This window comes from Chroococcidiopsis sp. SAG 2025 (genome assembly GCF_032860985.1).
Taxonomy (GTDB): domain Bacteria; phylum Cyanobacteriota; class Cyanobacteriia; order Cyanobacteriales; family Chroococcidiopsidaceae; genus Chroococcidiopsis.
Genome location: NZ_JAOCNC010000001.1, coordinates 6,209,051 through 6,231,689 on the forward strand (window position 1 = coordinate 6,209,051; position 22,639 = coordinate 6,231,689).

20 protein-coding genes are annotated in these 22,639 nt (G+C 46.5%); 11 read left to right on the forward strand and 9 right to left on the reverse strand.

Going from position 1 to position 22,639, the window contains the following annotated elements; genetic code table 11:
- Positions 1-70 precede the first annotated feature (70 nt).
- The gene (locus N4J56_RS30385) at positions 71-868 is read left to right on the forward strand and encodes a biotin--[acetyl-CoA-carboxylase] ligase (protein ID WP_410500638.1); all 798 of its coding nucleotides are present in this window, start codon (positions 71-73) and stop codon (positions 866-868) included.
- 116 nt (positions 869-984) lie between these two features.
- Positions 985-2,265, forward strand: coding sequence for a M23 family metallopeptidase (locus N4J56_RS30390; RefSeq protein WP_317109985.1), 1,281 nt, complete (start codon positions 985-987; stop codon positions 2,263-2,265).
- Between the two features lie 190 nt (positions 2,266-2,455).
- Here N4J56_RS30390 and N4J56_RS30395 read toward each other — a convergent pair whose 3' ends face one another.
- Positions 2,456-3,118 carry a riboflavin synthase gene (locus N4J56_RS30395; protein WP_317109986.1) on the reverse strand — a complete coding sequence of 221 codons (663 nt, stop codon included), beginning with the start codon at positions 3,116-3,118 and terminating at the stop codon, positions 2,456-2,458.
- A 322-nt stretch (positions 3,119-3,440) separates the two neighbouring features.
- Here N4J56_RS30395 and N4J56_RS30400 point away from each other — a divergent pair, with 322 nt between their 5' ends.
- Entirely contained in the window at positions 3,441-3,941 is a 501-nt protein-coding gene (locus N4J56_RS30400; RefSeq protein ID WP_015153061.1) for a bifunctional nuclease family protein, read from the forward strand.
- A gap of 190 nt (positions 3,942-4,131) precedes the next feature.
- Here the strand turns inward: N4J56_RS30400 and N4J56_RS30405 are convergent, their stop codons facing one another.
- A complete protein-coding gene (locus N4J56_RS30405; protein ID WP_317109988.1) occupies positions 4,132-5,526 on the reverse strand; it encodes a glycoside hydrolase 100 family protein in 1,395 nt (464 codons plus the stop codon).
- A gap of 242 nt (positions 5,527-5,768) precedes the next feature.
- The gene (locus tag N4J56_RS30410) at positions 5,769-6,779 is read right to left on the reverse strand and encodes a phosphoribulokinase (protein ID WP_317109990.1); all 1,011 of its coding nucleotides are present in this window, start codon (positions 6,777-6,779) and stop codon (positions 5,769-5,771) included.
- A gap of 549 nt (positions 6,780-7,328) precedes the next feature.
- Between N4J56_RS30410 and petH the strand changes: the two genes are divergently transcribed.
- From petH to N4J56_RS30425, 3 genes are all read left to right on the forward strand, one after another.
- Complete coding sequence (gene petH / locus N4J56_RS30415) at positions 7,329-8,591, forward strand: ferredoxin--NADP reductase (protein WP_317109991.1); 1,263 nt, start codon at positions 7,329-7,331, stop codon at positions 8,589-8,591.
- Positions 8,592-8,657: 66 nt separating this feature from the next.
- Positions 8,658-10,058, forward strand: coding sequence for a homoserine dehydrogenase (locus N4J56_RS30420; protein WP_410500639.1), 1,401 nt, complete (start codon positions 8,658-8,660; stop codon positions 10,056-10,058).
- A 324-nt stretch (positions 10,059-10,382) separates the two neighbouring features.
- Positions 10,383-11,375, forward strand: a complete 993-nt coding sequence (locus N4J56_RS30425) for an S-layer homology domain-containing protein (RefSeq protein WP_317109993.1) — start codon at positions 10,383-10,385, stop codon at positions 11,373-11,375.
- A 118-nt stretch (positions 11,376-11,493) separates the two neighbouring features.
- On the opposite strand, the gene N4J56_RS30430 is transcribed toward N4J56_RS30425, so the two are convergent.
- Together N4J56_RS30430 and N4J56_RS30435 are read right to left on the reverse strand one after the other, a co-directional pair.
- The gene (locus N4J56_RS30430) at positions 11,494-11,919 is read right to left on the reverse strand and encodes a CAAD domain-containing protein (RefSeq protein ID WP_106547809.1); all 426 of its coding nucleotides are present in this window, start codon (positions 11,917-11,919) and stop codon (positions 11,494-11,496) included.
- 220 nt (positions 11,920-12,139) lie between these two features.
- Complete coding sequence (locus tag N4J56_RS30435) at positions 12,140-13,165, reverse strand: 2-hydroxyacid dehydrogenase (protein WP_317109995.1); 1,026 nt, start codon at positions 13,163-13,165, stop codon at positions 12,140-12,142.
- Between the two features lie 231 nt (positions 13,166-13,396).
- Between N4J56_RS30435 and N4J56_RS30440 the strand changes: the two genes are divergently transcribed.
- The gene (locus tag N4J56_RS30440; protein WP_317109996.1) at positions 13,397-14,020 is read left to right on the forward strand and encodes a DUF1643 domain-containing protein; all 624 of its coding nucleotides are present in this window, start codon (positions 13,397-13,399) and stop codon (positions 14,018-14,020) included.
- A 227-nt stretch (positions 14,021-14,247) separates the two neighbouring features.
- Here the strand turns inward: N4J56_RS30440 and N4J56_RS30445 are convergent, their stop codons facing one another.
- Positions 14,248-15,495 carry a class I SAM-dependent methyltransferase gene (locus tag N4J56_RS30445; protein WP_317109997.1) on the reverse strand — a complete coding sequence of 416 codons (1,248 nt, stop codon included), beginning with the start codon at positions 15,493-15,495 and terminating at the stop codon, positions 14,248-14,250.
- 115 nt (positions 15,496-15,610) lie between these two features.
- Positions 15,611-16,795, reverse strand: a complete 1,185-nt coding sequence (locus N4J56_RS30450; RefSeq protein WP_317109998.1) for an NAD(P)H-quinone oxidoreductase subunit H — start codon at positions 16,793-16,795, stop codon at positions 15,611-15,613.
- 921 nt (positions 16,796-17,716) lie between these two features.
- On the opposite strand from N4J56_RS30450, the gene N4J56_RS30455 reads away from it, so the two are divergent.
- The 3 genes from N4J56_RS30455 to N4J56_RS30465 all read left to right on the forward strand — a co-directional run bounded on the left by N4J56_RS30455 (position 17,717) and on the right by N4J56_RS30465 (position 19,671).
- Positions 17,717-18,190, forward strand: a complete 474-nt coding sequence (locus tag N4J56_RS30455) for a transposase (RefSeq protein WP_317106468.1) — start codon at positions 17,717-17,719, stop codon at positions 18,188-18,190.
- Positions 18,191-18,236: 46 nt separating this feature from the next.
- On the forward strand, positions 18,237-18,386 hold the full coding sequence (locus N4J56_RS30460; RefSeq protein WP_317106469.1) for a hypothetical protein: 150 nt from the start codon (positions 18,237-18,239) through the stop codon (positions 18,384-18,386).
- A gap of 148 nt (positions 18,387-18,534) precedes the next feature.
- Positions 18,535-19,671 carry an IS4 family transposase gene (locus N4J56_RS30465; protein WP_410500401.1) on the forward strand — a complete coding sequence of 379 codons (1,137 nt, stop codon included), beginning with the start codon at positions 18,535-18,537 and terminating at the stop codon, positions 19,669-19,671.
- A 206-nt stretch (positions 19,672-19,877) separates the two neighbouring features.
- Here N4J56_RS30465 and N4J56_RS30470 read toward each other — a convergent pair whose 3' ends face one another.
- A complete protein-coding gene (locus N4J56_RS30470; RefSeq protein WP_317109999.1) occupies positions 19,878-20,822 on the reverse strand; it encodes a methylenetetrahydrofolate reductase in 945 nt (314 codons plus the stop codon).
- A gap of 63 nt (positions 20,823-20,885) precedes the next feature.
- Positions 20,886-21,890 (reverse strand): tryptophan--tRNA ligase, encoded by a 1,005-nt coding sequence (gene trpS, locus N4J56_RS30475; protein ID WP_317110000.1) that lies wholly within the window; start codon positions 21,888-21,890, stop codon positions 20,886-20,888.
- A 144-nt stretch (positions 21,891-22,034) separates the two neighbouring features.
- Here trpS and N4J56_RS30480 point away from each other — a divergent pair, with 144 nt between their 5' ends.
- Entirely contained in the window at positions 22,035-22,589 is a 555-nt protein-coding gene (locus N4J56_RS30480; protein WP_317110001.1) for a pyridoxamine 5'-phosphate oxidase family protein, read from the forward strand.
- The last annotated feature ends 50 nt before the right edge of the window (positions 22,590-22,639 follow it).

Below are 22,639 nucleotides of genomic sequence, written 5' to 3' on the forward strand. Positions count from 1 at the left end.
AGCGCAGCATGACACGTTTATTTTCAGCAAATTAATGCTAACTTAATTGACACAGTTTGCACTTGCCAGCGTGACACTAGACCGACAAAAGCTATTAGCAATTCTTGCTCCAATGGTAGCAGAAGCGGATTTTGCTGTAGAAGTCTACGAGAGCTTACCCTCGACCAACCAGAAAGCCTGGAATGCGATCGCGCAGGGAGCAAAACCAGGAACGGTCATCATTGCCGAACGACAAACAGCTGGACGGGGACAATGGGGACGACAGTGGGCTTCGCCAGCAGGAGGCTTATATTTATCTGTAGTCATAGAGCCAAACTTACCAGTGAAGTGCGGCTATCAGTTGACTTTGGCAACTGCTTGGGGCATTGCAACAGCATTGGGCGATCGCGGTGTTCCCGTAAAATTGAAATGGCACAACGACCTAATTTTGCTAGGACGTAAACTGGGTGGGATTCTGACAGAAACAAAAGTGCGACATGAAAAAATTATTCATGCTGTAGTCGGAGTTGGGATTAACTGGGCTAACCCTGTCCCAGCCACAGGAATCGGTTTGCAATCTTTCTTATCTCAACAACCTTTGGCTGCAATTGACTGCTTAGAAACATTAGCGGCTGTGACACTACAAGGCACAATTTCAGGTTACAAGTTTTGCTCCCCAGGGGGAATCGATACTCTTCTGCCGTCTTACCACAAACTATTTATAAATATGGGACAGCGCATCACCGTAGAAGGACAAAACGGCGTTGTAGTTGGTATTAGCGATCGCGGCGAACTACGAGTCAGGCTTGACTCTCAGTCATACAATTTCAGCCCCAATTCAGAAATTTGTCTCCCCCCTGGTGCTGTGAGTCTGGGTTATGATGGCTAATTGTTTGACAAAGCATAAATATTTCGTTTGGATCGTATCAATAGTGAGTAGTGAGTAGTAAGTAGTCAACTCTCAACTGCCAATTACCAATTCCCAGTTACCAATTACCAGTTACTATGCCTACTAACTCCAAACATATATTTCTTATCAGTTTTATTAGTATTTCTAGCTTGCTTGGTGGCAACTTAGTCTTGGCTCAGTCAGAAGCTGCGATCGACAATTCATTGAATACCTCTCCCAGTCCCGATCTACAAATCAACTCAAAGTCGGTCAAAACTGAGAGATGGCAAAAACTACAACAAAAGCTAAACACTGCACCCGTCAGGCGATCGGCTAACTTGCCTGACAATCCTGCTCCAGATCCCAGTGGTGCGTACATCGACCCCACAGGATACAGCCTCGGTGCTACCACTGGCTACGAAGCACCAAGCTCAATAGTATTAAAATCCAGAATATCCGGTTGTCGGGCTGTTGCTAGACCTGGTTTGAGTAACCTTTGTCGTCCCAGCCTCCGCCAGCAGCGGATGAGACAACTAGCTCGTTCTAGAAACTTTGGTAGAAGCGTCGCCCCGCTCGATCGCCACTCGGTTGCCAACGGCATCAGACCAATTCAGCTTGGACCGATCGATATTACTGCTGAAGGCTTTCGCGTGGCGACCAACTTGAAAACCCAGCGTAGCGTTCTCAGCTATCAATACCGCGATCCCGAAGCCAAAGGACAGGGAAACTTCATGTTTCCACTGACAGTTCCCTCTCCCGTCACCTCAGTTTTTGGCTGGCGCGTCCATCCTCTGTTTGGTGATTTCAGCTTTCACTCTGGTACAGATATAGGTGCGCCCCTGGGAACGCCAGTGTTAGCGGCTTATCCAGGTACGGTAGAAGTTGCCGATTATGTCGGTGGCTACGGTTTAACTGTCGTTCTCAACCACAACAAAAATACGCTCCAAACCCTTTACGGTCATTTATCTGAAATCTTTGTATCCCCAGGAGAAACAATTCCGCAGGGAACTGTCATCGGACGGGTTGGCAGTACGGGTAATTCCACAGGTCCTCACCTCCACTTCGAGACTCGACAGTTAACTGCAAACGGTTGGATCGTTGCCAATCCTGAAGCATACTTGAAGACTGGGCTAGCACGATTGGATAAAGCTATCCGTTTAGCCAACTCCCAACCAGATCGTCGCGAAACGGCGATGTCTGCTGCTGTTCGCGAAGCGATCGTCGCCAGCGCCAGCAGTACTCGATTCAACTTTGAAATTAAGCAAGTCGATTTGGATGGCTTAGTTGCCCGCGATCCTGGTGCAGAATTAGAATCTGCCGTAGTCCAGCTAGTTAATGCACTTCGTGGCGATCGCAACGCTGTAAGCAGGAGCGAGGAGTTAGGAGTGAGGGGTTAGGGAAAGGAAAAGGGAGACAAGGGGGACAAGAGAGCTGAGGAGGCTGAGGGAGCTGAGGGAGCTGAGGGAGCTGAGGGAGCAACTCAAAATTCAAAATTCACGCATTCAAAATTCAAAATTTCCCTACACCCTACACACCCTACACCCCACACCCCATTCCTCACACCCCACACTCCTCGCTCCTCGCCCCTCATAGATACCCGTGTTCTACTAAAAATGCTGGCGATAACTCTTCTCTGGCTTGATGAGGGGAGTTGTAATTCAGTAGCTTTTCGACATATTTGCCTAAAATATCAGCTTCTAAGTTGACTAAACTGCCGGGGCGGAGATCGCGCAGATTGGTTCGATCGTAGGTATGGGGAATGACGGCGACTTTAAACCAATTTCTGGTAGGGTCGAGATCGGCAATGGTAAGGCTGACACCGTTGATGGCAATACTACCTTTGGGAACGATGTAACGGGCGATCGCTTCTGTAGCGGTAAAGCTCATTTCCCATGAGGTAGCTGTTTCTTCTACCGTTTCCAAGCACCCCGTTCCATCTACGTGTCCCATGACAAAATGACCTCCCACTTTACCACCAACGCGCAAAGAAGTTTCCAGATTGACATATCCTGCATCCGCTTCGCGCTGTCCCAGCGTAGTACGACGGAGGGTTTCCGGCGAGGCTGCGGCGATAAATCCTTGCGGTAGAATCTCCATGACCGTGAGGCAAACTCCATCCACCGCAACGCTATCCCCGAGTGCGAGATCTGGCAAAATTAAATTTTTCTGGTCGTTAGAGCAAGTAATCTGATAATAATAGTTGTCTAGCGCCCGAATCTGACCCAAAGCTTGTACTAATCCCGTAAACACAGTTTTTCTCCCAAAAATTGATAATTTTGCCCAATTTAGCTAGTTTGTCTCATCCGAGCGGTCTTGGATGCAATTTAGACAACTGATTCTGGCAAAATTTACTCACGCTAAATCCATAAATTCAGCTTACAATCAGGGCATACTTAGGATAGGCTATCGTACAGCAAAGAACTAAGGGCAATTCTCTGTCTTTGCTGACAGCAGATCGGAAAAGTTGTTATGTAAGGCTATAAAGTATGTTTATTTTTGCTATACAGAATCAAACACCTTCAACCCCATCTACCAATTACCCTTTGCCTAGAGAGTTTTAGAGGCTACGCAAATGATCGAAATGAAAGTCGCTGGCATTGCTTTAGATGCGGTCAACCGCAGTCCAATCGTGCTGTTGAAAGACGGTAAAGAGCGTAGAGCATTACCCATCTACATCAATCAAGATCAGGCAAAGGCGATTATTGGCGCTTTGGAAAATCAAAAACCGCCCAGACCTCTAACTCACGACCTCATAGTGAATATTCTAGAGGTCTGGGGTATGACCTTGGAAAAAGTAGTCATTCATTCAATTCAGGATGGGACGTTTTACGCAGTTTTGTGCGCCCGCCAGGGTGAGGTCAAAAAAGAAATTGATGCTCGTCCCAGCGATGCGATCGCGATCGCCCTACGCCTGAATAGCCCGATCTGGGTGATGGAGGAAGTGGTAGCTGATGCTTCAATTCCCGTCGATCGCGAAGCAGATGAAGCTGAGCTGAAAGCTTTTCGAGAGTTTCTCTCCAACATTAGACCAGAAGATTTGATTCAAGGAGGTGGCGAGTTTCGTACAGGCTGAATTTAGTTGTCAGTTATCGTAGGGGCGGGTTTAGCAAAACATTGACGAGTTTAGGCAATAAATCTACGTCCAAAACCCGCCCGTACAGGAGTCAAGAGCTATTGCTAACCATTCACTACATCCCACACCCCGTAATCTGTTCGCTACTCGCTACGCATCGGTTCGCTTGCCACTGATAACTGTTCGCTGTTCACTGAAATGTAATCCATTCTAAATGCTGCGGGTTCTCCATTAAGTCTTTGGCGACGATATAAGCAGCGATCGTCCAGGTTTGATAGCGCATTGCCTTTTTGCCGACTAAATTGCCTTTCCTGCCATCGTAGTATTCGGGCCAACGATCTTTATCTTTATACTCGCACCAACGTTTTTCGGCAATTCTAATTCCCCGTTCGGCAATACTTTTTCTCCCCACTTTTAAAGCTGCCGCGACTAAAAACCATAACAGAACGGGCCAACTTCCTCCATTATGATAAGACCAACTCACATTTTTTGGGTCGCAACCTGTAATTAATTCCCATTCCTTGTCTTCTATAGCAGGAAAACAAAGCTTCATTGGCATATTTCCAACTAGATCGATCCATCGTTTACCGATCAGATTCATGATCTTTTGAGATTGTGTTTCATCTGCTAACGAGCAAATAACTGACATCAAATTCCCAATTGCAAAGAAGCGAAAATCCATCCGCCCTGGTCCCAGATTCCCAGCTAGATAGCCTCCTTCTTTGGGAACCCAATCGATCGCCCAGGCTTCCAAAGACTCTGGATATATATTGAATTTATTGCAAATTTCTTCTCCAAATTGCTCGTTTTCGTAGCGATGAATTTCATTCACTTTTTCTAAATCGAGCCAATAATGTTGGCGAATGTGCGTTTTCAATCTTGCCAATCGCTGCTCGATTTCTGTATGAATGTCCTGCTTATTTTTGGATAACAGCAATTCATCTGCTGCTAGTAAAGCCGCATAAAATAGAGCTTGAATTTCTAACGGACGCTCGTACACTCCCATGCGACGGTCAATCATAAATGCCCCTTCGGGAACTAGCAGCGTCGGGTACATATCGAATTGCTTCAGCATGTAGAGATTGAGAATTAACCTAATTCCCCGCTGAAATCCTGCTTCTTGAACTAACTCTTGGTCGCCTGTAGCTCTTTGATAAATCCGTAGTAAAATCAGCCACCACAAACAAGAATCTACAGGTGTAACCCTACCGATTGCCCGTTCGCCAAAATCGGCTCTGACAGCTTGTTTTCCTTCTTCTTCGACTATCTCAAAACTTGCTGGCATTAGACCCATACCTGGTCTTACGCCATCCATATGCGCCCTAACTTCATCGATATTTTTGTCATTAATCTGTAACTTCAGGGTTTGTCGTAAAAAATTGGCGACAATTCCACCCTGACCTCTAGTCAAAAATGCTAGGGCTGAAGGCACAAAATCGCGAATAAAACAATGCCCGTAATTGAATTGTTGAGTGCTTTTATCAATTGCAGCAGCTACTGTACCAATTGGTTCATTTTCAAACTTTAAAACCGATGCTTCTAATCTCGTCCACGCCTCACTCAGTAGCTCCTTTTCTGTATACATGAACCAGTTAGTCCCCGCAAATTTTTGAGCAACCTTTATTTTAAAGGGAGTAGGGAGCAGGGAGTAGGGAGTAGGGAATAGAAGAGGGAAAAGGGAGATAAGGAGGACAAGGGGGACAAGGAAGAGGTCAGAAGTAATTTTCCTCCTCAGCTCCGAGCGCTCCCTCAGCTCTCTTTCCCTATAAAGAGGGGGTTAGAGATTAGAACCCCTCACCCCTCACCCCTAACTCCTCACCCCTAGTTTTAGGCTTTTGCCGTGACTGCCAATTTGATTTCTTTGGCAGTGAGGCTTTCGTAGACTGCTCGCATCTTCAAGCCTGTTAGGACTTGGAATAAACCCGTGCCGTTGTTGGAACCAGGGTATTCGCGGTGCTGGAGCAACAAATGAGTCATTTCACCTTGATATTTGGTAAAGGTATTGCTCAGGTGAGTTTCGATGTAAGCAACTTCCTCTAGGTTGTCAAATTGTCCGTCTACTTCTAAAACGGAGACGTATTGACCGTAGTAAACGTCTGACCCATAGAACATTTGCATTCCTGGGTAAGAACAGGTCAGTTTGCGTCCGCAAGGTGTCCACTGAATGGTAGAGCCTTCGTCGAATAGGTAGGTTGGTGTCATGCCGTGTACGTCTTCTTTTTGCAGCATCCGCACGCGCAATACCTTCCGCTCTTTGTCTTCTTTGATCAGGTTAGTTGGCAACACCTGAATCACAACATCGGCAAATTCTCTTTGCGGCTCGATGTAAGCGTCAAAATCGGGTTTGCGAGAGTTAATTGCAGCAACCACGTCTTCGTAGCGATGACCGCGTTCTGCCATGTCGCGTTGAATTTTCCAAGCGATCTTGACTTCATTGCTGATGTCAAGATAAACGCTGAAATCAAGTAGCGATCGCACCCGTTCGTCGTACAGGGGATGCAAGCCCTCAACTACGATAATATGATTTGGTTCAATGTGTTCCGGCGGGTCAATGCATCCGGTTTCGTGGTTGTAAATCGGCTTTTCAATTGATTGACCGTTTTTTAGAGCTTTGATTTGCTCGTACATCAGGTCAAAATTATTTGCCTTGGGATTGAGGGCAGTGATTCCTGTTTCTTTGCGCTGTTTGCGATCCAGGCTGTGATAGTCATCTAAGCAAATAACGGTGACTAACTCTTCTCCAAACAAATCTGTTAAACGGCGCAAAAACGTGGATTTACCGCAACCGGAATCTCCGGCTACGCCAATCAAAACCACGCGATCCGGCTTACTGATCATAGGTTTCCTCTAACTGACAAGATGGGCTGTTTTTGTATGTTGTTTGTTTGGCTTACTTGGTAGCCTGGAACTTAATCTGGTAGTCTTAACTTGTATTGCTTGGGTTGCCTCCAAGCTTCAGCTGGTGCGATCGCGCTTCCCGATGGAAGAAATCACCTGACAGCTGCTAAGTATTTAGTCCTACTGTTATAGTAGATCCTACCAGAAGGGGATCGCCCTTACAAGGCTACTTTTGGGCTATATCGTCTAGTGGCTTAGTACTTATGCTAAGGTTTTGTTGCACATTTTTATTAAAAAAAACAAAACTCGATCGCTCTTAACATTCTGCAAGTGACTAAATTTGTAGTCTGGTAGAGGAGTGAAGCAAGGAATTTGCCATCCCAGGCGCTCCTTTACGGGCGAGAATAATAAAAGTTCATCACAGCTACTTTTTGGAAGTATTTCTCGCGACTCTTTTTTGCAGAAGCAGAAATCTCTCTCAAGCGAGCTGTTTTAGAACACCAATTTTCAGTTTTCAGTAGTGATGTAGGGTTCGGAGAGAGTTAATCGATGTACAATTCCAACGCCGCTGATGCAGCCGCCAACACCGAAGCTGGTAGCCGCGTCTTTGTATACGAAGTGGTGGGCTTACGTCAGAATGAAACAACTGACCAAATGGGCTACCCGATTCGTCAAAGTGGCAGCGTATATATGAGAGTGCCTTACAACCGCATGAACCAAGAAATGCGGCGGATCGCCCGTATGGGAGGCAAAATTGTCAATATTCAACTTCTGACAGTTGATGGCAATGGTAACGGCAAAGCCCCTGCTGTAGCTCCAAAGAATGAAGCAGCAAAAGCTGCACCACAAGAGCAGACAAAAGCAGAAAATAAAGGCAAGCCCATGACTCAAGCACAGCCAAAGCCTGAGAAAGCCAAACACGCAGATGTTCCCGTCAATATCTATCGTCCCAATGCTCCTTTTGTTGGGAAGTGTCTTTCCAATGAGGAATTAGTTGGTGAAGGTGGAATTGGTACTGTTCGTCACTTAATTTTCGATCTTTCCGGTAGCGAGCTTCGCTACCTGGAAGGTCAAAGTATTGGTATCATCCCTCCAGGGACAGATAAAAAAGGGAAGCCGGAAAAAATTCGGCTATACTCCATTGCCTCCACCCGCCACGGTGACAAAATGGATGACAAAACCGTTTCTCTTTGCGTGCGTCAGTTAGAGTACAAGCACCCTGAAACAGGTGAAACTGTTTATGGTGTCTGCTCGACTCACCTCTGCAACTTAGAAGTAGGGGCAGACGTGAAGATCACCGGACCCGTGGGTAAGGAAATGCTACTGCCAGAAGACCCCAATGCCAACATTATCATGTTGGCAACGGGTACGGGTATTGCTCCCTTTAGAGCTTACCTGTGGCGGATGTTTAAGGATGAAGAAAAAGCAGCCAACCCCGATTATCAATTTAAGGGTTTTGCTTGGTTGATCTTCGGTATTCCTCAGACTCCCAACATCCTTTACAAGCAGGAACTAGAAGAGTTACAAGCGAAGTATCCCGATAACTTCCGTCTCACTTATGCCATCAGCCGCGAGCAGAAAAACGCTCAAGGTGGCAAAATGTACATCCAAGACCGAGTAGCCGAACAAGCAGCAGAACTGTGGAAGTTAATCCAGCAAGAGAATACCCACACCTACATTTGCGGCTTGAAAGGTATGGAAGGCGGGATCGACGAGGCACTAGCAGCGGAGGCGGCTAAATCTGGTATCAAGTGGTCGGACTATCAGAAAGAGATGAAGAAAGCCGGACGCTGGCACGTTGAAACCTATTAGGGGTTTGTAGAAACGTTACATGTAACGCCTCTACAATTTAATTGCTAGTGGCTAGTGGCTAGTAGGGTGGGCAATGCCCACCCTACAATTGTTTTTGGCGAACTAAGTGGGAAAGTTGTGGCTTTTAAGGTTGGTTTACTAGGATTAGGTACGGTAGGAACGGGGACGGTTCAGCTATTGCAGGATAGGGCTGGACGGCATTCTCTGATGCAGGAGTTGGAAATTTATCGAGTTGGAGTCCGATCGCTCGATAAGCCCCGTGCGGTCAACCTACCAGATGGGATATTGACTACAGATTTACCGGCGATTGTCACCGATCCAGAAGTAGAGATTGTCGTTGAGGTATTGGGGGGACTGGAACCAGCGCGATCGCTGATTATGGAGGCGATCGCTCATCGCAAGCACGTCGTCACGGCGAATAAGGCTGTTATCGCCCGTTACGGGAATGAAATTTTTGACGCTGCCAATGCTGCTGGAGTTTACGTCATGCTAGAAGCTGCTGTTGGGGGTGGTATCCCAGTCATTCAACCCCTGAAGCAAACTCTGGGTGTCAATCGAATTCATGCTATTACTGGTATCGTCAACGGTACGACAAACTATATTCTGACGCGGATGCAAGCCGAAGGGACTAGTTTTGATGACGTACTGGCAGACGCACAAAAACTCGGATATGCTGAAGCCGACCCTACTGCCGATGTAGACGGTTTAGATGCTGGCGATAAAATCGCTATCCTCGCTTCCTTAGCTTACGGTGGCAGGATCAAGCTACCCGATGTTTACTGTGAAGGCATTCGTCAAGTCAGCCAAACAGATATTGCTTACGCCCAAAAACTCGGTTTTACAATCAAATTACTCGCGATCGCCCAAAGAGAAACTCCCTCAGTTTCCTCAGCTGCCTCAGCTCCCTCAGCCCCTCTGCTCTCCGTCCGCGTTCACCCCACTCTCATACCTCAATCGCATCCCTTAGCCAGCATTCACGGGGTCTACAACGCAATTTTAGTGGAAGCCGAACCCCTCGGACAGGTGATGTTTTTTGGTCCTGGGGCAGGGGCAGGAGCAACCGCTAGCGCCGTTGTTTCGGATATCTTAAATGTTGCTGCTGTGTTGAAAACAGGACACTTGGAGACAGAAAGCGCCTCACTCCACCCATTACTCGCTTGCACTCATCAAGACTACTGCGCGATCGCCCCAATGTCAGAACTCGTCACCCGATTTTACGCCCGCTTCCTCACCAAAGACCATCCTGGGGTAATTGGTAAGTTGGGGACTTGTTTCGGTTCCCACGGTGTCAGCTTAGAATCTGTCGTGCAGACGGGAATTCACAAACATTTAGCCGAAATCGTCGTTGTCACCCACAACGTGCGCGAAGGCGATTTTCATCAAGCTTTAGCAGAAATTCGCCAGCTTGAAGCAATTGATAGTATTCCTAGTATTTTGCGCGTGTTGGAAGAGGGGAGCGAGGAGTGAGGAGCGAGGAGTGAGGAGTGAGGAGTGAGGAGCGAGGAGTGAGGAGTGAGGGACAAGGAAGACAAGGGGGAACTCGCTCTTCCCCGCGACCGTTCGGCGAAGCCGTTCCCGAAGGGTAGGGAGTGGGGATTAGGGGGCGAAGGGGACAAGGAAGAATAATTACTGTCAACCGTCAACCAATGACAAATGACGAATGACGAATGACAAATGACAAATGACAAATGACAACCAATTGAAAGAATTAGCCTTAAGGTAGTAGATTGAGCGAATTAGTACGAGTAGATTGTCTTAGACACGAAATCCTGATTCGATGGGCGAAAATGAATGACTAATTCCCCACCTCCCGATCCTCGGTCTTCCAGAACTCCCTTGGGATTTGATGAATTTCTTGCAGTCGTGCTGGCTTTAGGTGCGATCGGGGGAATTCTATTTTGGTCGCTATCTCGTTCGGGGCGAGGTTTTCAGATTCCCAATATCTTACCGTTGGTGACTGCCCCAGAAGCGCGATCGCCTGTGGCTTTGACTCCCCAGCCGCAAGCTAGCCCCGAACCTAGAGCAGAACTAGCGCCGATCCCCAGTCCAGCCCCAGAAGCGATCGCTCCAGAAACGCCTGTTGCTCCTCGCAGACAGCCCGTAGCTCCATTTCCGGCGATCGTCCCTGTTCCCACCACACCAACCACTCCAGCATCTCCAGAACCATCTCCAACGCAACAAGTTAAGTTTCAAGATGTGCCTGCGGATTATTGGGCATATCCATTTATTACAGCTCTTGCCGAGCGCGGCATCGTCAGAGGTTTTTCTGGCGGCTATTACAAGCCTACCGATCCCGTCACTAGAGCTGAGTATGCTGCGATTTTGCAGGAAGCCTTCAATCAGTTGCCTGGAGTCGATAACCAGACTAAATATATAGATGTGCCCGATACTTTCTGGGGAGTTCCAGCGATTAATCGTGCCATTCAAACTGGGTTTTTACGCGGGTATCCCGACAATACATTTCAACCCCAGCAAGAAATTCCTAAAGCCCAAGTTTTAGTGTCTCTCGCTAGTGGCTTAAATCTCGCACCACCAGCCATACCAGAGCAAGTCTTGAAGGAATTGTACGTGGATGCAGACCAAATTCCCAATTATGCTAGGGAGAAAATTGCCGCAGCAACTACCGCTGGGTTAGTTGTAAATTATCCTGATGCCAAACAACTTAATCCCAACGCTAAAGCTACTCGTGCTGATGTAGCAGCCAGCGTTTACCAAGCTTTAGTAAGAGCAGGACGGCTCGATCCGATTCAATCTCCCTATATTGCTGGAGTTCAACAGCAGTAAATGGGAAGTGAGTCGCGAGTACTGATAACTAAAAAAGCGATCGCCCAAATAAATATATCTTGGCGCGATCGCTTTTATTTGTTTGTGTTTTTATTCAGATCTCCGCTACTGCTGCGGACTATTTCTTACTACCAACAACTTGACTGGTAATAGCTTGAATTTCTTGTCCTAATTCTTCGCGTGTCTCTACTTTGAGTAGGTAACGATAGACAAACCAAGCTGAATAACCGATCCCGATTAATTCAAAAGTTGGTGCAAGCAGAGGAATATCATTGAGAGCATCTAAGATTGCCAAAACGACTTTGACAGTGACAAATGCTGCCACAATCAAGATAGCAACAGTAATTGGCTTTTGGTTTTCGTTATAAAACTTGGCAATGTATTCTGGTAGTTCGTCCAGAAAGGCTCGGACTTGAGCGCCTAGTTTTTTCAATTGCGTATTTGACTGAGGAGCGGGAGGAAGCGCCAAAGTGCCTGCGGGTTCGCTAGCTGGCATTCCTTCAGGTGTGGTGGTGTATTCTTGTTGCTGTATTTGAGATTCCATAGTTTTACCTTGTTTTTGATGATGACTACTTTAATATCGCTGATTTAGCAACTGTCTGCATATACTACTGAACTGATTAGTTTGAAAATCAAAAATTCAAAACAAGTTCTTGGTTATTGTTCAAATATACTTAACTTCCACGGACGACTCGATCGACTTCAAGATAGATAAATCAGATCGAGTTCGTCAGCACTCAGATTGTCATAAGTTGTAAATTAAGCTACTTGACATTGCTAGCAACCGCTTGAGGAGACTCTACTTTAATTTGATTAGGACAAGGTTTTCCGGTTTCAAAATCGCTAATATTAGCAAGGGTAGTCTGGGCAATACTAGTCAGTGCATCTTTGGTAAAGAAGGCTTGATGACCAGTAATCAGGACGTTGGGAAACGTCAGCAACCTCTGTAACACGTCATCTTGCACGATGGTGTTTGAGAGATCTTCAAAAAAAATATCTCCTTCTTGCTCGTAGACATCTAAACCAAGATATCCAATTTTACCGGATTTTAAGCCTTTAATAGCTGCTTTTGCGTCGATCAACGCTCCACGACTGGTGTTAATCAGCATTACACCTGTTTTCATCAAGGCGATCGCTTCAGAATTAACTAAATGGTATGTCTCTGGTGTCAGCGGACAGTGAAGGCTGATAATGTCAGTACGGGCAAATAATTCCTGAAGCGAGACATACTGCACGCCTAAAGCTTGACAGTCAGGGTTTTGATATTTGTCATACGCTAGCACATGACAGCCGCAAGCATGGAGAATTTGCGCGACGATTGCCCCAATCTTTCCAGTGCCAACGATCCCCGCTGTCTTGCCGTGTAAGTCAAAACCCATCAAACCTTCTAGCGAAAAATTTCCCTCGCGCACGCGATAATGAGTGCGGTAAATTTTACGATTCAGGGCAAGAATTATCCCTAGAGTATATTCTGCTACTGCATAGGGTGAGTAGGCTGGCACGCGCACGACTGGTAAACCTAATTCAGTAGCAGCGATGATATCTATGTTGTTATATCCGGCAGCACGCAAAGCAATTAACTTCATACCGCGATCGGCTAGACAAGTCAAGGTTTTCCGATCTAATTGGTCATTGACAAAGACGCAAACTACTGGATAGTCTTTTGCTAAAATGCTCGTTTCGCAGGTCAGACGAGGTTCAAAAAATACCAGTTCGTGTTTGTATTTGGCGTTAGCAGTTTCTAAAAAGGCGCGATCGTAGGATTTGGTGCTAAATACAGCAACTTTCATCCTTGTTCCTCTACTCAGTAAGTCAACAGTGAAAAGTCAACGGTGAAAAGTCAACAGTCAAAAAAGCGAACTTTTAGCTGTTGTGCTGTTGTAAAGATGTCATCCTGATGGGGCAAATCTGCTTTTCATTGTACTTGAGCCAGCAGTTGTTACAGTTCTTTGCGAACTTATTCGTCATTTGTCATTCGTCATTTGTTAGTAGTTAGTTAATGGACTCTTACGTCTTGCCGAATGAAAATGAGTGCTGCGATCGCACCCGATGGATTGTATCGTTATTCCCTAACTAGGGTTTGGGAAACCGATCTACCATGCATTGGCTTTATTATGCTCAACCCCAGTACGGCAGATGCAACCAAAGACGATCCCACGATTCGTCGCTGTATCAATTTTGCTCGTAACTGGGGATACGGAGGCATAGAAGTAGGCAATTTATTTGCTTACCGCGCCACCGATTGGTTAGTGTTGCGAAGAGTCTTCGATCCGGTTGGCTGCGAGAATGACTCTTATTTAATGCGAATGCAGCAAAGTGTCGAGAAAATTGTCATTGGTTGGGGTAATTATGGTAGTTGGCAACAAAGAGATAAATCCGTACTAGGTCTCTTGAGTCAAGGTCGAATCTTGCATTGTCTAGGAGTCACCCTACAAGGACAGCCACGTCATCCACTCTATGTTAGAAGGGATACAATTTTATTACCTTATCAAGGATTGAAGGGAGTCGTAGGGGTGGGTTTCATGGAAAATTCCTGCGAACAACCAGAAGATCTGCAATTAAACCCGCCCGTACGGGAGTCGGGAAGAAGAGAGCAGAGGAAGCTGAGGGAGAAAAATAACTGGTCACTGGTCACTGGTCACTGATAACTGATTCAGCCTCCAGCGGCAAATGTAACCAGAATTATTACTGAAAGCAAAATCCCAGGAGTCAAAAGCATTACTAGTGTTAATAGATCGTGGGCGTTCATGATTTTGCTGTTTGATAGCCTTACTTTACTACTCTAATCATTGTGAGGGAAAATTGAATTCTCACCATCGTCAGAGCTATTGATTTAAGATTTCACGTTGTAGAGACGTTACATGTAACGTCTCTACTTTAACCCCATCAAGGGCTGTGCTACTTCTGCCTCAGTGAGTCCCAGGCTTTGAATCAAAACGCCGAATCCGCCTAAACCCATAGGATCGAGCAGTTGATGTAGGGCATCACGCCGCCATAGGACTTGTTGGAGCGATTGGCTTGTGGTTTGAGATAGTGCCGCAATGCGATCGCCCAATCCTAACGCCATTAAAAATAATCCTTGTTGGGTGAAACCGACTGTGGGCAACCCGCAGCGATCGCCCCATCGCTGTAGAGCTGTAAAATCAACGTGAGCGGTGATATCTTGTTGTCCGATATTGATATACGGATCGTTGTGGTGGTGGTGTTGATAGTAACACTGTAACGTCCCTTGCGATCGCCCTGGATTGTAGTATCGACTTGCGGGATAGCCATAATCAATTGTCAATACATATCCGCGCTGTAGCTTTTGAGAGACTGTTTGCAGCCAGTCTAAAGCAGCCAAATTCACCTCGCTGCGATATCCATCGGGATAGGTAGAAGAAGTTATATTGATGCCAACCAAGTCGAAATATTCTTGCAATCTGGGTGTAGAAAGTTTCTCTGTAATTTCTACAAAAGGAGTGGTGCGTGAAATACTTCTGACCTCTCCTTGTCCAACGTACACCTCTTGCAGCACACCTCGTTCGATCGCAATTTGATGTACGGGTAGTGCGTCTATGAGTTCGTTGGAAAAGAAACAGCCAGCGATCGAATTATCGGGGATTTCTTCTAGGCTGCACCAGCGGATAGATCCCCCCGCCGGCGGCGACTCCCTTAAAAAGGGGGTTGTAGAGAGAACGTTGCCCCCCTTGAGAAGGGGGGTTGGGGGGATCTTCTGCTGTTGTAACTCTCGCAAAGCAGGAGACTGCTCGACAATAATGTAGTCCAGTGCAGCGAAAAACTCTGGATAATTCAGCTGGACGTATTGGATCGAATCTAAAGCCAGAAAACCTTGTCCTGCCCCCATTTCGACCAAAGTAAAGGGCTGAGGTTTTCCTAAGATCTGCCACATTTGGACGAACTGCTCTGCTAGTAACTCGCCAAAATCAGCACCCAGATGAGTAGACGTAAAAAAATCACCCTGCTTGCCCATTTGGACGGCTTTAGTCGTGTAATAGCCGCAAGTAGGGTGATATAGCGCTAATTCCATATACTCAGCAAAAGTGATTCGCTGCTGAGAACTTGAGGCGATCGCAAGTCGAATCGCCTCCTTCAACTCTAAATTCGAGTCATCTGTCATTTGTCATTTGTATTGATTATTTTTGACTGACGACTTTTGTACGGGCGGGTTCACTAGTTTGCTCTCACTTTGACAAATATTTTAGGTAAACCCGCCCCTACGACTTACGACTTATTTATCGGTCTACCGATCCCATGATGATGTCAATACTACCCAGGATCGTGACGATATCAGCAACCTTCATGCCTCGGAGGATATGAGGCAGAATTTGCACGTTGTTGAAATCAGCTGCGCGAATTTTCCACCGCCAAGGGAAGACATTATCATCGCCGATAATATAAATGCCTAATTCCCCTTTGCCACTCTCGACACGGACGTAGTGTTCGCCTTTGGGAATCTTGAATGTGGGGGCAACCTTCTTACTAATGTATTGGTAATCAAAACCACTCCATTCAGATTTTGGACCAGCTTGCATCCGCTTGGCTTCTAGGTTTTCGTAGGGTCCACCTGGTAGTCCGGCAATGGCTTGGCGCAGAATTTTCACTGATTCGCGCATTTCCCGAATTCGCACTAAGTAACGCGCAAAGCAATCCCCGGCGGTTTCCCAGTGAACATCCCAGTCGAAGTCGTCGTAGCATTCGTAGTGGTCGACTTTCCGCAAGTCCCACTTTACGCCACTTGCCCGCAGCATGGGACCGGAAAGCCCCCAGTTAATGGCTTCTTCTCTTGTAATCGTGCCTACACCCTCGACACGACGACGGAAAATCGGGTTGTTGGTGATCAGGCGCTCGTATTCGTCTACTTTGGGCATGAAGTAGTCGCAAAAATCGAGGCACTTATCGATCCAGCCGTAAGGTAGATCGACGGCTACACCACCAATGCGGAAGTAGTTGTTATTCACCATCCGGTAGCCTGTAGCCGCTTCCCAGAGGTCGTAGATCATCTCGCGTTCGCGGAAGATGTAAAAGAAAGGAGTTTGAGCGCCAACATCAGCCATAAACGGACCCAACCACAATAAGTGATTGGCAATCCGGTTCAGTTCTAGCATGATGACGCGGATGTAGCTGGCGCGTTTGGGAACGGGAATATCGGCTAATTTTTCGGGGGCGTTGACAGTAACAGCCTCGTTGAACATCCCCGCCGCATAATCCCACCGACTCACGTAAGGAACGTACATGATGTTGGTGCGGTTTTCGGCGATTTTTTCCATTCCTCGGTGCAGGTAGCCGATGACGGGTTCGCAATCGACCACATCTTCGCCATCCAGAGTCACGATCAACCGCATCACGCCATGCATGGAGGGGTGATGCGGTCCCATGTTTAGTACCATGGGTTCTGTTCTGGTTTCTATCCTTGCCATATGTTTAGCGATCGCTCCTTGACCAAACAGTTATCAGTTATCAGTTGTCGGTTATCAGTTATCAGTGACCGCTAACTACTAACCACTAACCAGTTTTATTGCGTTTCTTTAATAATTATAAGAATTGACGGCTCCGAAAAAGTTTTATAAACCACTGATATTCATAAACTTTGGCAACTGCTGGTATAGATGGTTTAGCTGCCGATCGCCACTTGCTGCTCGTCGGTCTGTCGCAGGCAAATCCGTAAATGACTTGCCGTTCCTTGGCGATCGCGCACGACGGTTGCCGTCAAGAATGCGTTATAGGGCACTACGGTTCAGTTAACTGAGATCTTGCACCATTCTCAATAAAGGGTTGCCAAAAGAGCCAAAATCTGGAAGAAAGGGCGTAGGAATAATTTGAGTTGACGATTATGGAAACCATCGTCGAATACGCCCAAGGGCTAGTCTATAGCCTTCTTTGCTTAATGCCTAGCACATACCAGAAAGCCAGTCTAAACGCCCTGTTCGGGCTGTTTCTTGAAGCTCAAGGATATCCTTTACCCCAGCACACCCAGGTGAAATCCGCTTCTTCATTGAGTCGATTTTTGAATCACTACAATTGGTCTACTCGTAGCGTGATTCGCACGACTCGTCAAATGGTGTTGCAGCAAGTGACCGCTCATCCCCCTCATCCAAGCACTCCTTTGCGAGTGTCGATCGATCTAACGACATTCGAAAAGTGCGGCAAGTTTTTGCAGTTGAGTACGCCGACGAATGACCCCAAGGCACCTGACCCCTGGGTGAGAATACTTAACGGTAAGCGGGGATTACATTTAGTAGTATTGTACCTGGTGGTGGGTGAGTGGCGAGTGCCTTGGAGCTTTCGGGTCTGGCGGGGCAAAGGCTATCAAGCGCCCAGTACAATTAGCCTGCAAGTTGTTGGCAACGGTTCCAACCCAGTTGAGTCAGGGCAGGGTGGTCATTGTACAGGCAGATACGGAGTTTGGCACCGTAGAGTTTCTCAAAGCAGTGCGAAAGCAGTCGTGGCGAGCAGTCGTGGGGATGCGCTGCAATCGCAAAATGCAGGACGGTCGTCATCTAAAGCAACTGTATCGCCATGCCAACCGTGGACAACAGGTGTATTTAGCGGGAGACACACAGCCACTGACGGTGTCCTGGTTCTGGCTCAAACGAGCCGAAGGCAAGCGAGAACTGCGCTTTGTCGTTTCTACCCATCCTTACTCTGGCATTTATCTGGTGCGGCTAGGACGTAAGCGCTCTTGCATTGAGGGCTTTTTCAAAACGAGCAAACATCGTTTTGGGCTGCATCGCTTTGGGCAAACTACGAAACTTGGTGTCTATCGCTGGCTCATCAAGAGCGCTAATTGCCTATCTATTGGCGCATTGGATTGACCAATGGTCACTACCTCCTGTCCTGGATTGGAAAGCTGCCAGTGATTTGGCATTAACTGTACTGTTTCCCTCGGTTCTGTGGTTACAATTGCTGCGGTTCATCCGAGTCAATGCTGACATTGCTGCACAATTCGATTTTGAAATTATCCTCAAACCTTTACCCATTCTTGCTTATCGAGAATGCTGCAAGATCTGAGTTAAGGCTCAAAGTGTTGTAAATTAAGCATTGTTCCCAAGAATGGAAAGTGAGTGTAGTGCATCTGAAGGATTTCTCATTGTTGTCTCCTACGATACAAAGTAGTGATGTGTTCAAAGCGATAGAGGCAGCCATCCCATCCACGGAGATCGAGCAAGCGATCGCTAAAACTAAAGTTTGTGAACAACGTAAACGCTCGTTACCAGCACAATTGGTAATTTGTTTGGTAATTGCGATGAGTCTGTGGTCACGAGATTCGATGAGAGATGTGCTGAAAAACTTAATTGATGGGCTGAGCGAAGCATGGGTGAAAGTGGGGAAATACTGGCGAGTTTTTTGTAAATCAGCAATAACGCAAGCCCGACAACGATTAAGTCCAAGGGTGATGAGTCAATTGTTCCATCAACTGGTGCGACCAATGGCTAGCACCGATACCAAAGGAGCATTTCTCAATGGATTGCGAATTGTGGTAATTGATCGGACTTGCTTCGATCTGCCAGACAGCGATGAAAATGCGAGAGTTTTTGGTCGTCCGAGCAGCCGTCCTGGCACACAAGCCGCATTTCCCAAACTGCGATTAGTCATTTTGGTAGAAGCAGGAACACATTTAATCTTTGATGCATTGATGTGTCCATATCGAATAGGAGAACGAGTGCGGGCATTAAGATTATTACGCTCCGTGAGTTCAGGGATGTTGTTGATGTGGGACAGAGGGTTACATTCTTATGCAATGGTGCAAGCAACTGTCACAACTGGTAGCGATTATTTAGGAAGAATTCCCGCAAATGTCAAGTTTTTGTGCGAAGAACCACTGGCGGATGGTTCTTATCTGAGTTGGATTTATCCACCTGCTAAATTCCGCTCAAAAGCTTGCCAGCCCATACAAGTCCGAGTGATTGAATACACAATTGGTAATACCGACAACCCAGAGGAACAACTAAGATATCGCTTAATTACCAGCTTATTGGAATTGGAGAAATTTCCGGCTCAACTACTGGCGATTGAATATCATCAACGCTGGGAAGTAGAAAATACTATTGATGAACTCAAAGTACATTTATCAGGACGAAAAACTCATATTCGCTCTCAAAAACCGCGTGAAGTTGTGCAGGAAGTTTACGGGTGGTTGTTAGGACACTGGGCTGTGCGGTTATTGATGTTTCAAGCTGCAAAGAGCGCGGGTATCACTCCTTTGCGTCTGAGTTTCACTGGGACATTGCGAGTTATTCGTCGTGCTATCCCGAAATTTCAACGCTTGCAATCACAAGAACTCCCCTTTTTTTAAGTTGGTTAACTGTAGAGATTTTAGACACTCTGTTACCTGAACGAGTTTCTCGTACCAATCCCAGAGTTGTAAAAAAACCTGTATCCAAGTTTCGCTCAAAAAAGCCAAGACATCGAGCCACCCCCTCTCGAACCAATCCTCCTATTTTCTTTATCCTCAGCACAGCGTAGCCTTAAATGAACCGTATTGGATTTGTAAGCGTTATTTCATCTGAGCGAACTGACTACCTGAGATGGCAAACTGTAACTAACTACAGGAGAAATCCCGGCTAGATCGAGAATTTGGGGGATCAAATCTTCTCGTTTCACTGCCATCATATGTACGCCGTCGCAAAGTTGACGAGCAATTTGCACTTGTTCGGCAGCAATTTTTATCCCTTCTGCTAAAGGCTCTTTGGCTTGAGCAAGGCGATCGATAATATGTTCGGGAATGTTTACGCCAGGAACGCAGCGATTGATAAACTGAGCATTTTTAGCCGATTTTAATAAGAAGATACCTGCTAAAACTGGCTTGTTACAACCAGATGCAATCTGAGTCATAAACTTTTCTAGGCAATCGAAATCAGTAATCAGCTGACTTTGAAAAAACTGCGCCCCTGCTGCTAATTTGCGTTCAAAGCGACTTTGCAATCCCGACCAACTTTTGCACTGCGGATCGACAGCCGCACCAACAAATAGATCTGTCGCCCCATCTGTCAAAGGTTTATCGTCGCAGTCTAAACCTTGATTCATTTTACCGATTAGTTGTAACAGCCGCACCGATTCCAGATCGAAGACACTTTTAGCATCGGTGCGATCGCCTGCTTTGACAGGATCGCCAGTTAAAGCCAAAATATTGTGAATGCCAAGGGCGTGTGCGCCTAGCAAGTCGGCTTCTAAACCAATGCGGTTGCGATCGCGGCAGGCAACTTGACAAATCGGTTCGATCCCTTGCTGAGAGAGAATAACAGATGAGGCAAAAGAAGACATCCGTACTACGGCACGGCTACCATCGGTGATATTAACTGCGTGTACCCGTCCTTTAAGCGCCTGCGCCATTTGTAGCATGTGGCTGGGATCGCCACCCTTAGGAGGGGCAACTTCAGCTGTCACTAAAAACTCTCTGGCTTTGACGGCTTTGCGAAACGAATTTAAACGGGTTGTATTATGCATCAGATTTCAGTTTTAGTTATTAGGTATAGGTTATAGCACTGCACCCTGAAAACCTGACTCACTCTAAAGCGGTACGGAGTAGCCCAAAGCTGTTTTAACTTTGCTTAGGGTGTCGTTGGCGATCGCGGCTGCTTTTTGCTTGCCATCGCGCAATACTGACTCTAGATATCCCTTATCTGCCATGACCTCGTTGTACTTATCTTGAATCGGTTTAAGGGCAGCGATCGCTGTTTCGGTTAGCAGTGGTTTAAATTGTCCCCAGCCCATATCTTGACACTCTGCTGCAACCTCCTGCTTGGTTTTGCCAGATAGTAGCATATAAAGAGTCAGAAGATTATTACATTCCGGTCTTTCGGGGTCATTGAATACCAAGCCGCGAATCGGATCGGTCTTACAGCGCTTAATTTTTTGTTGAATTTGGTCTGGTGTATCCAGCAAATTAATTCGACTCAACTCTGATGGGTCTGACTTCGACATTTTTTTGGTTCCGTCTGTCAGACTCATCACCCTTGCGCCTTCTGCCCGAATCAAAGGTTCTGGTAACTTCAACACTGGGTTTTCGCGCGCAAATTGATAGTTAAATCGCGCCGCAATGTCGCGAGTAATTTCTAAATGCTGCTTTTGATCCTCTCCCACGGGGACTTTATCAGGTTGGTAGAGTAAGATATCCGATGCCATTAGTACAGGGTAGTCTAATAAGCCAACGCTAACATTCTCTCCCTGTTTTACTGCCTTCTCCTTGAACTGGATCATGTCTTCTAACCAGTTCAACGGCGTTATGCAATTAAATAGCCAAGTCAATTCGCTGTGGGCGGGAACGTGAGATTGAATGAATATAGTAGAGTATTTTAGATCTAAACCACAAGCTAAGTATAGAGCTGCGAGCGTGTAAGTATTAGCTGCTAGTTCCTCTGGTTTGTGTGGCACGGTAATGGCATGTAGATCTGCCACAAAGAGATAATTTTCATACTGGCTTTGTCCTTCTACCCAGTTGCGAATTGCCCCTAAGTAGTTACCTAAGTGTAGATTGCCAGTGGATTGAATTCCAGAAAGAACGCGCATCGCCATAAATTATTAACTTGAACTTGAACTGGGTGTGGAAGGGATTTTGTTGGTGGTGTGGGTCTATTTACTTTAGTTTCCCATTTTCTCCCCATCTCGGCACGCGATCGCGACTGATAGAATCGAAAAATACGCGCTTGATTCTCAAAAATGGCTAAAGTCTTCGATCGCATCACGGACGAACTACAAGCATTCATTGCTACCCAACACATCTTTTTTGTAGCGACTGCACCCATCAGTTCAACTGGGCATATTAACGTTTCACCCAAAGGTTTAGACAGCTTTCGCATTCTCTCCCCTAATCGCGTTGCTTATTTAGACTTAACGGGTAGCGGAAACGAAACATCAGCCCATTTACAAGAAAACGGGCGCATCACCCTCATGTTTTGCGCCTTTCAAGGTTCACCTTCCATTCTGCGACTTTACGGCACAGGCTATACAGTATTACCAAATCATTCTGAGTGGGATAACCTACACTCTTTGTTTCCACCGACACCAGGAACGCGCCAAATCATCATCGCCGAGATCGATCGCGTGCAGACATCCTGCGGCTTTGGCGTACCCCTATACGAACACCAAGGCGAACGAGAAAACCTTATCAAGTGGGCGCACAAAAAAGGCGAACAGGGACTACAAGACTATCAAAAGCAAAAAAACCTTGTCAGTATCGACGGTTTACCCACACCCTTAGCAACCAAAGATTGAAATTTTCTGCACTCGAAACTTTTGCAACTACCCAGATCCCTCGCTAACCC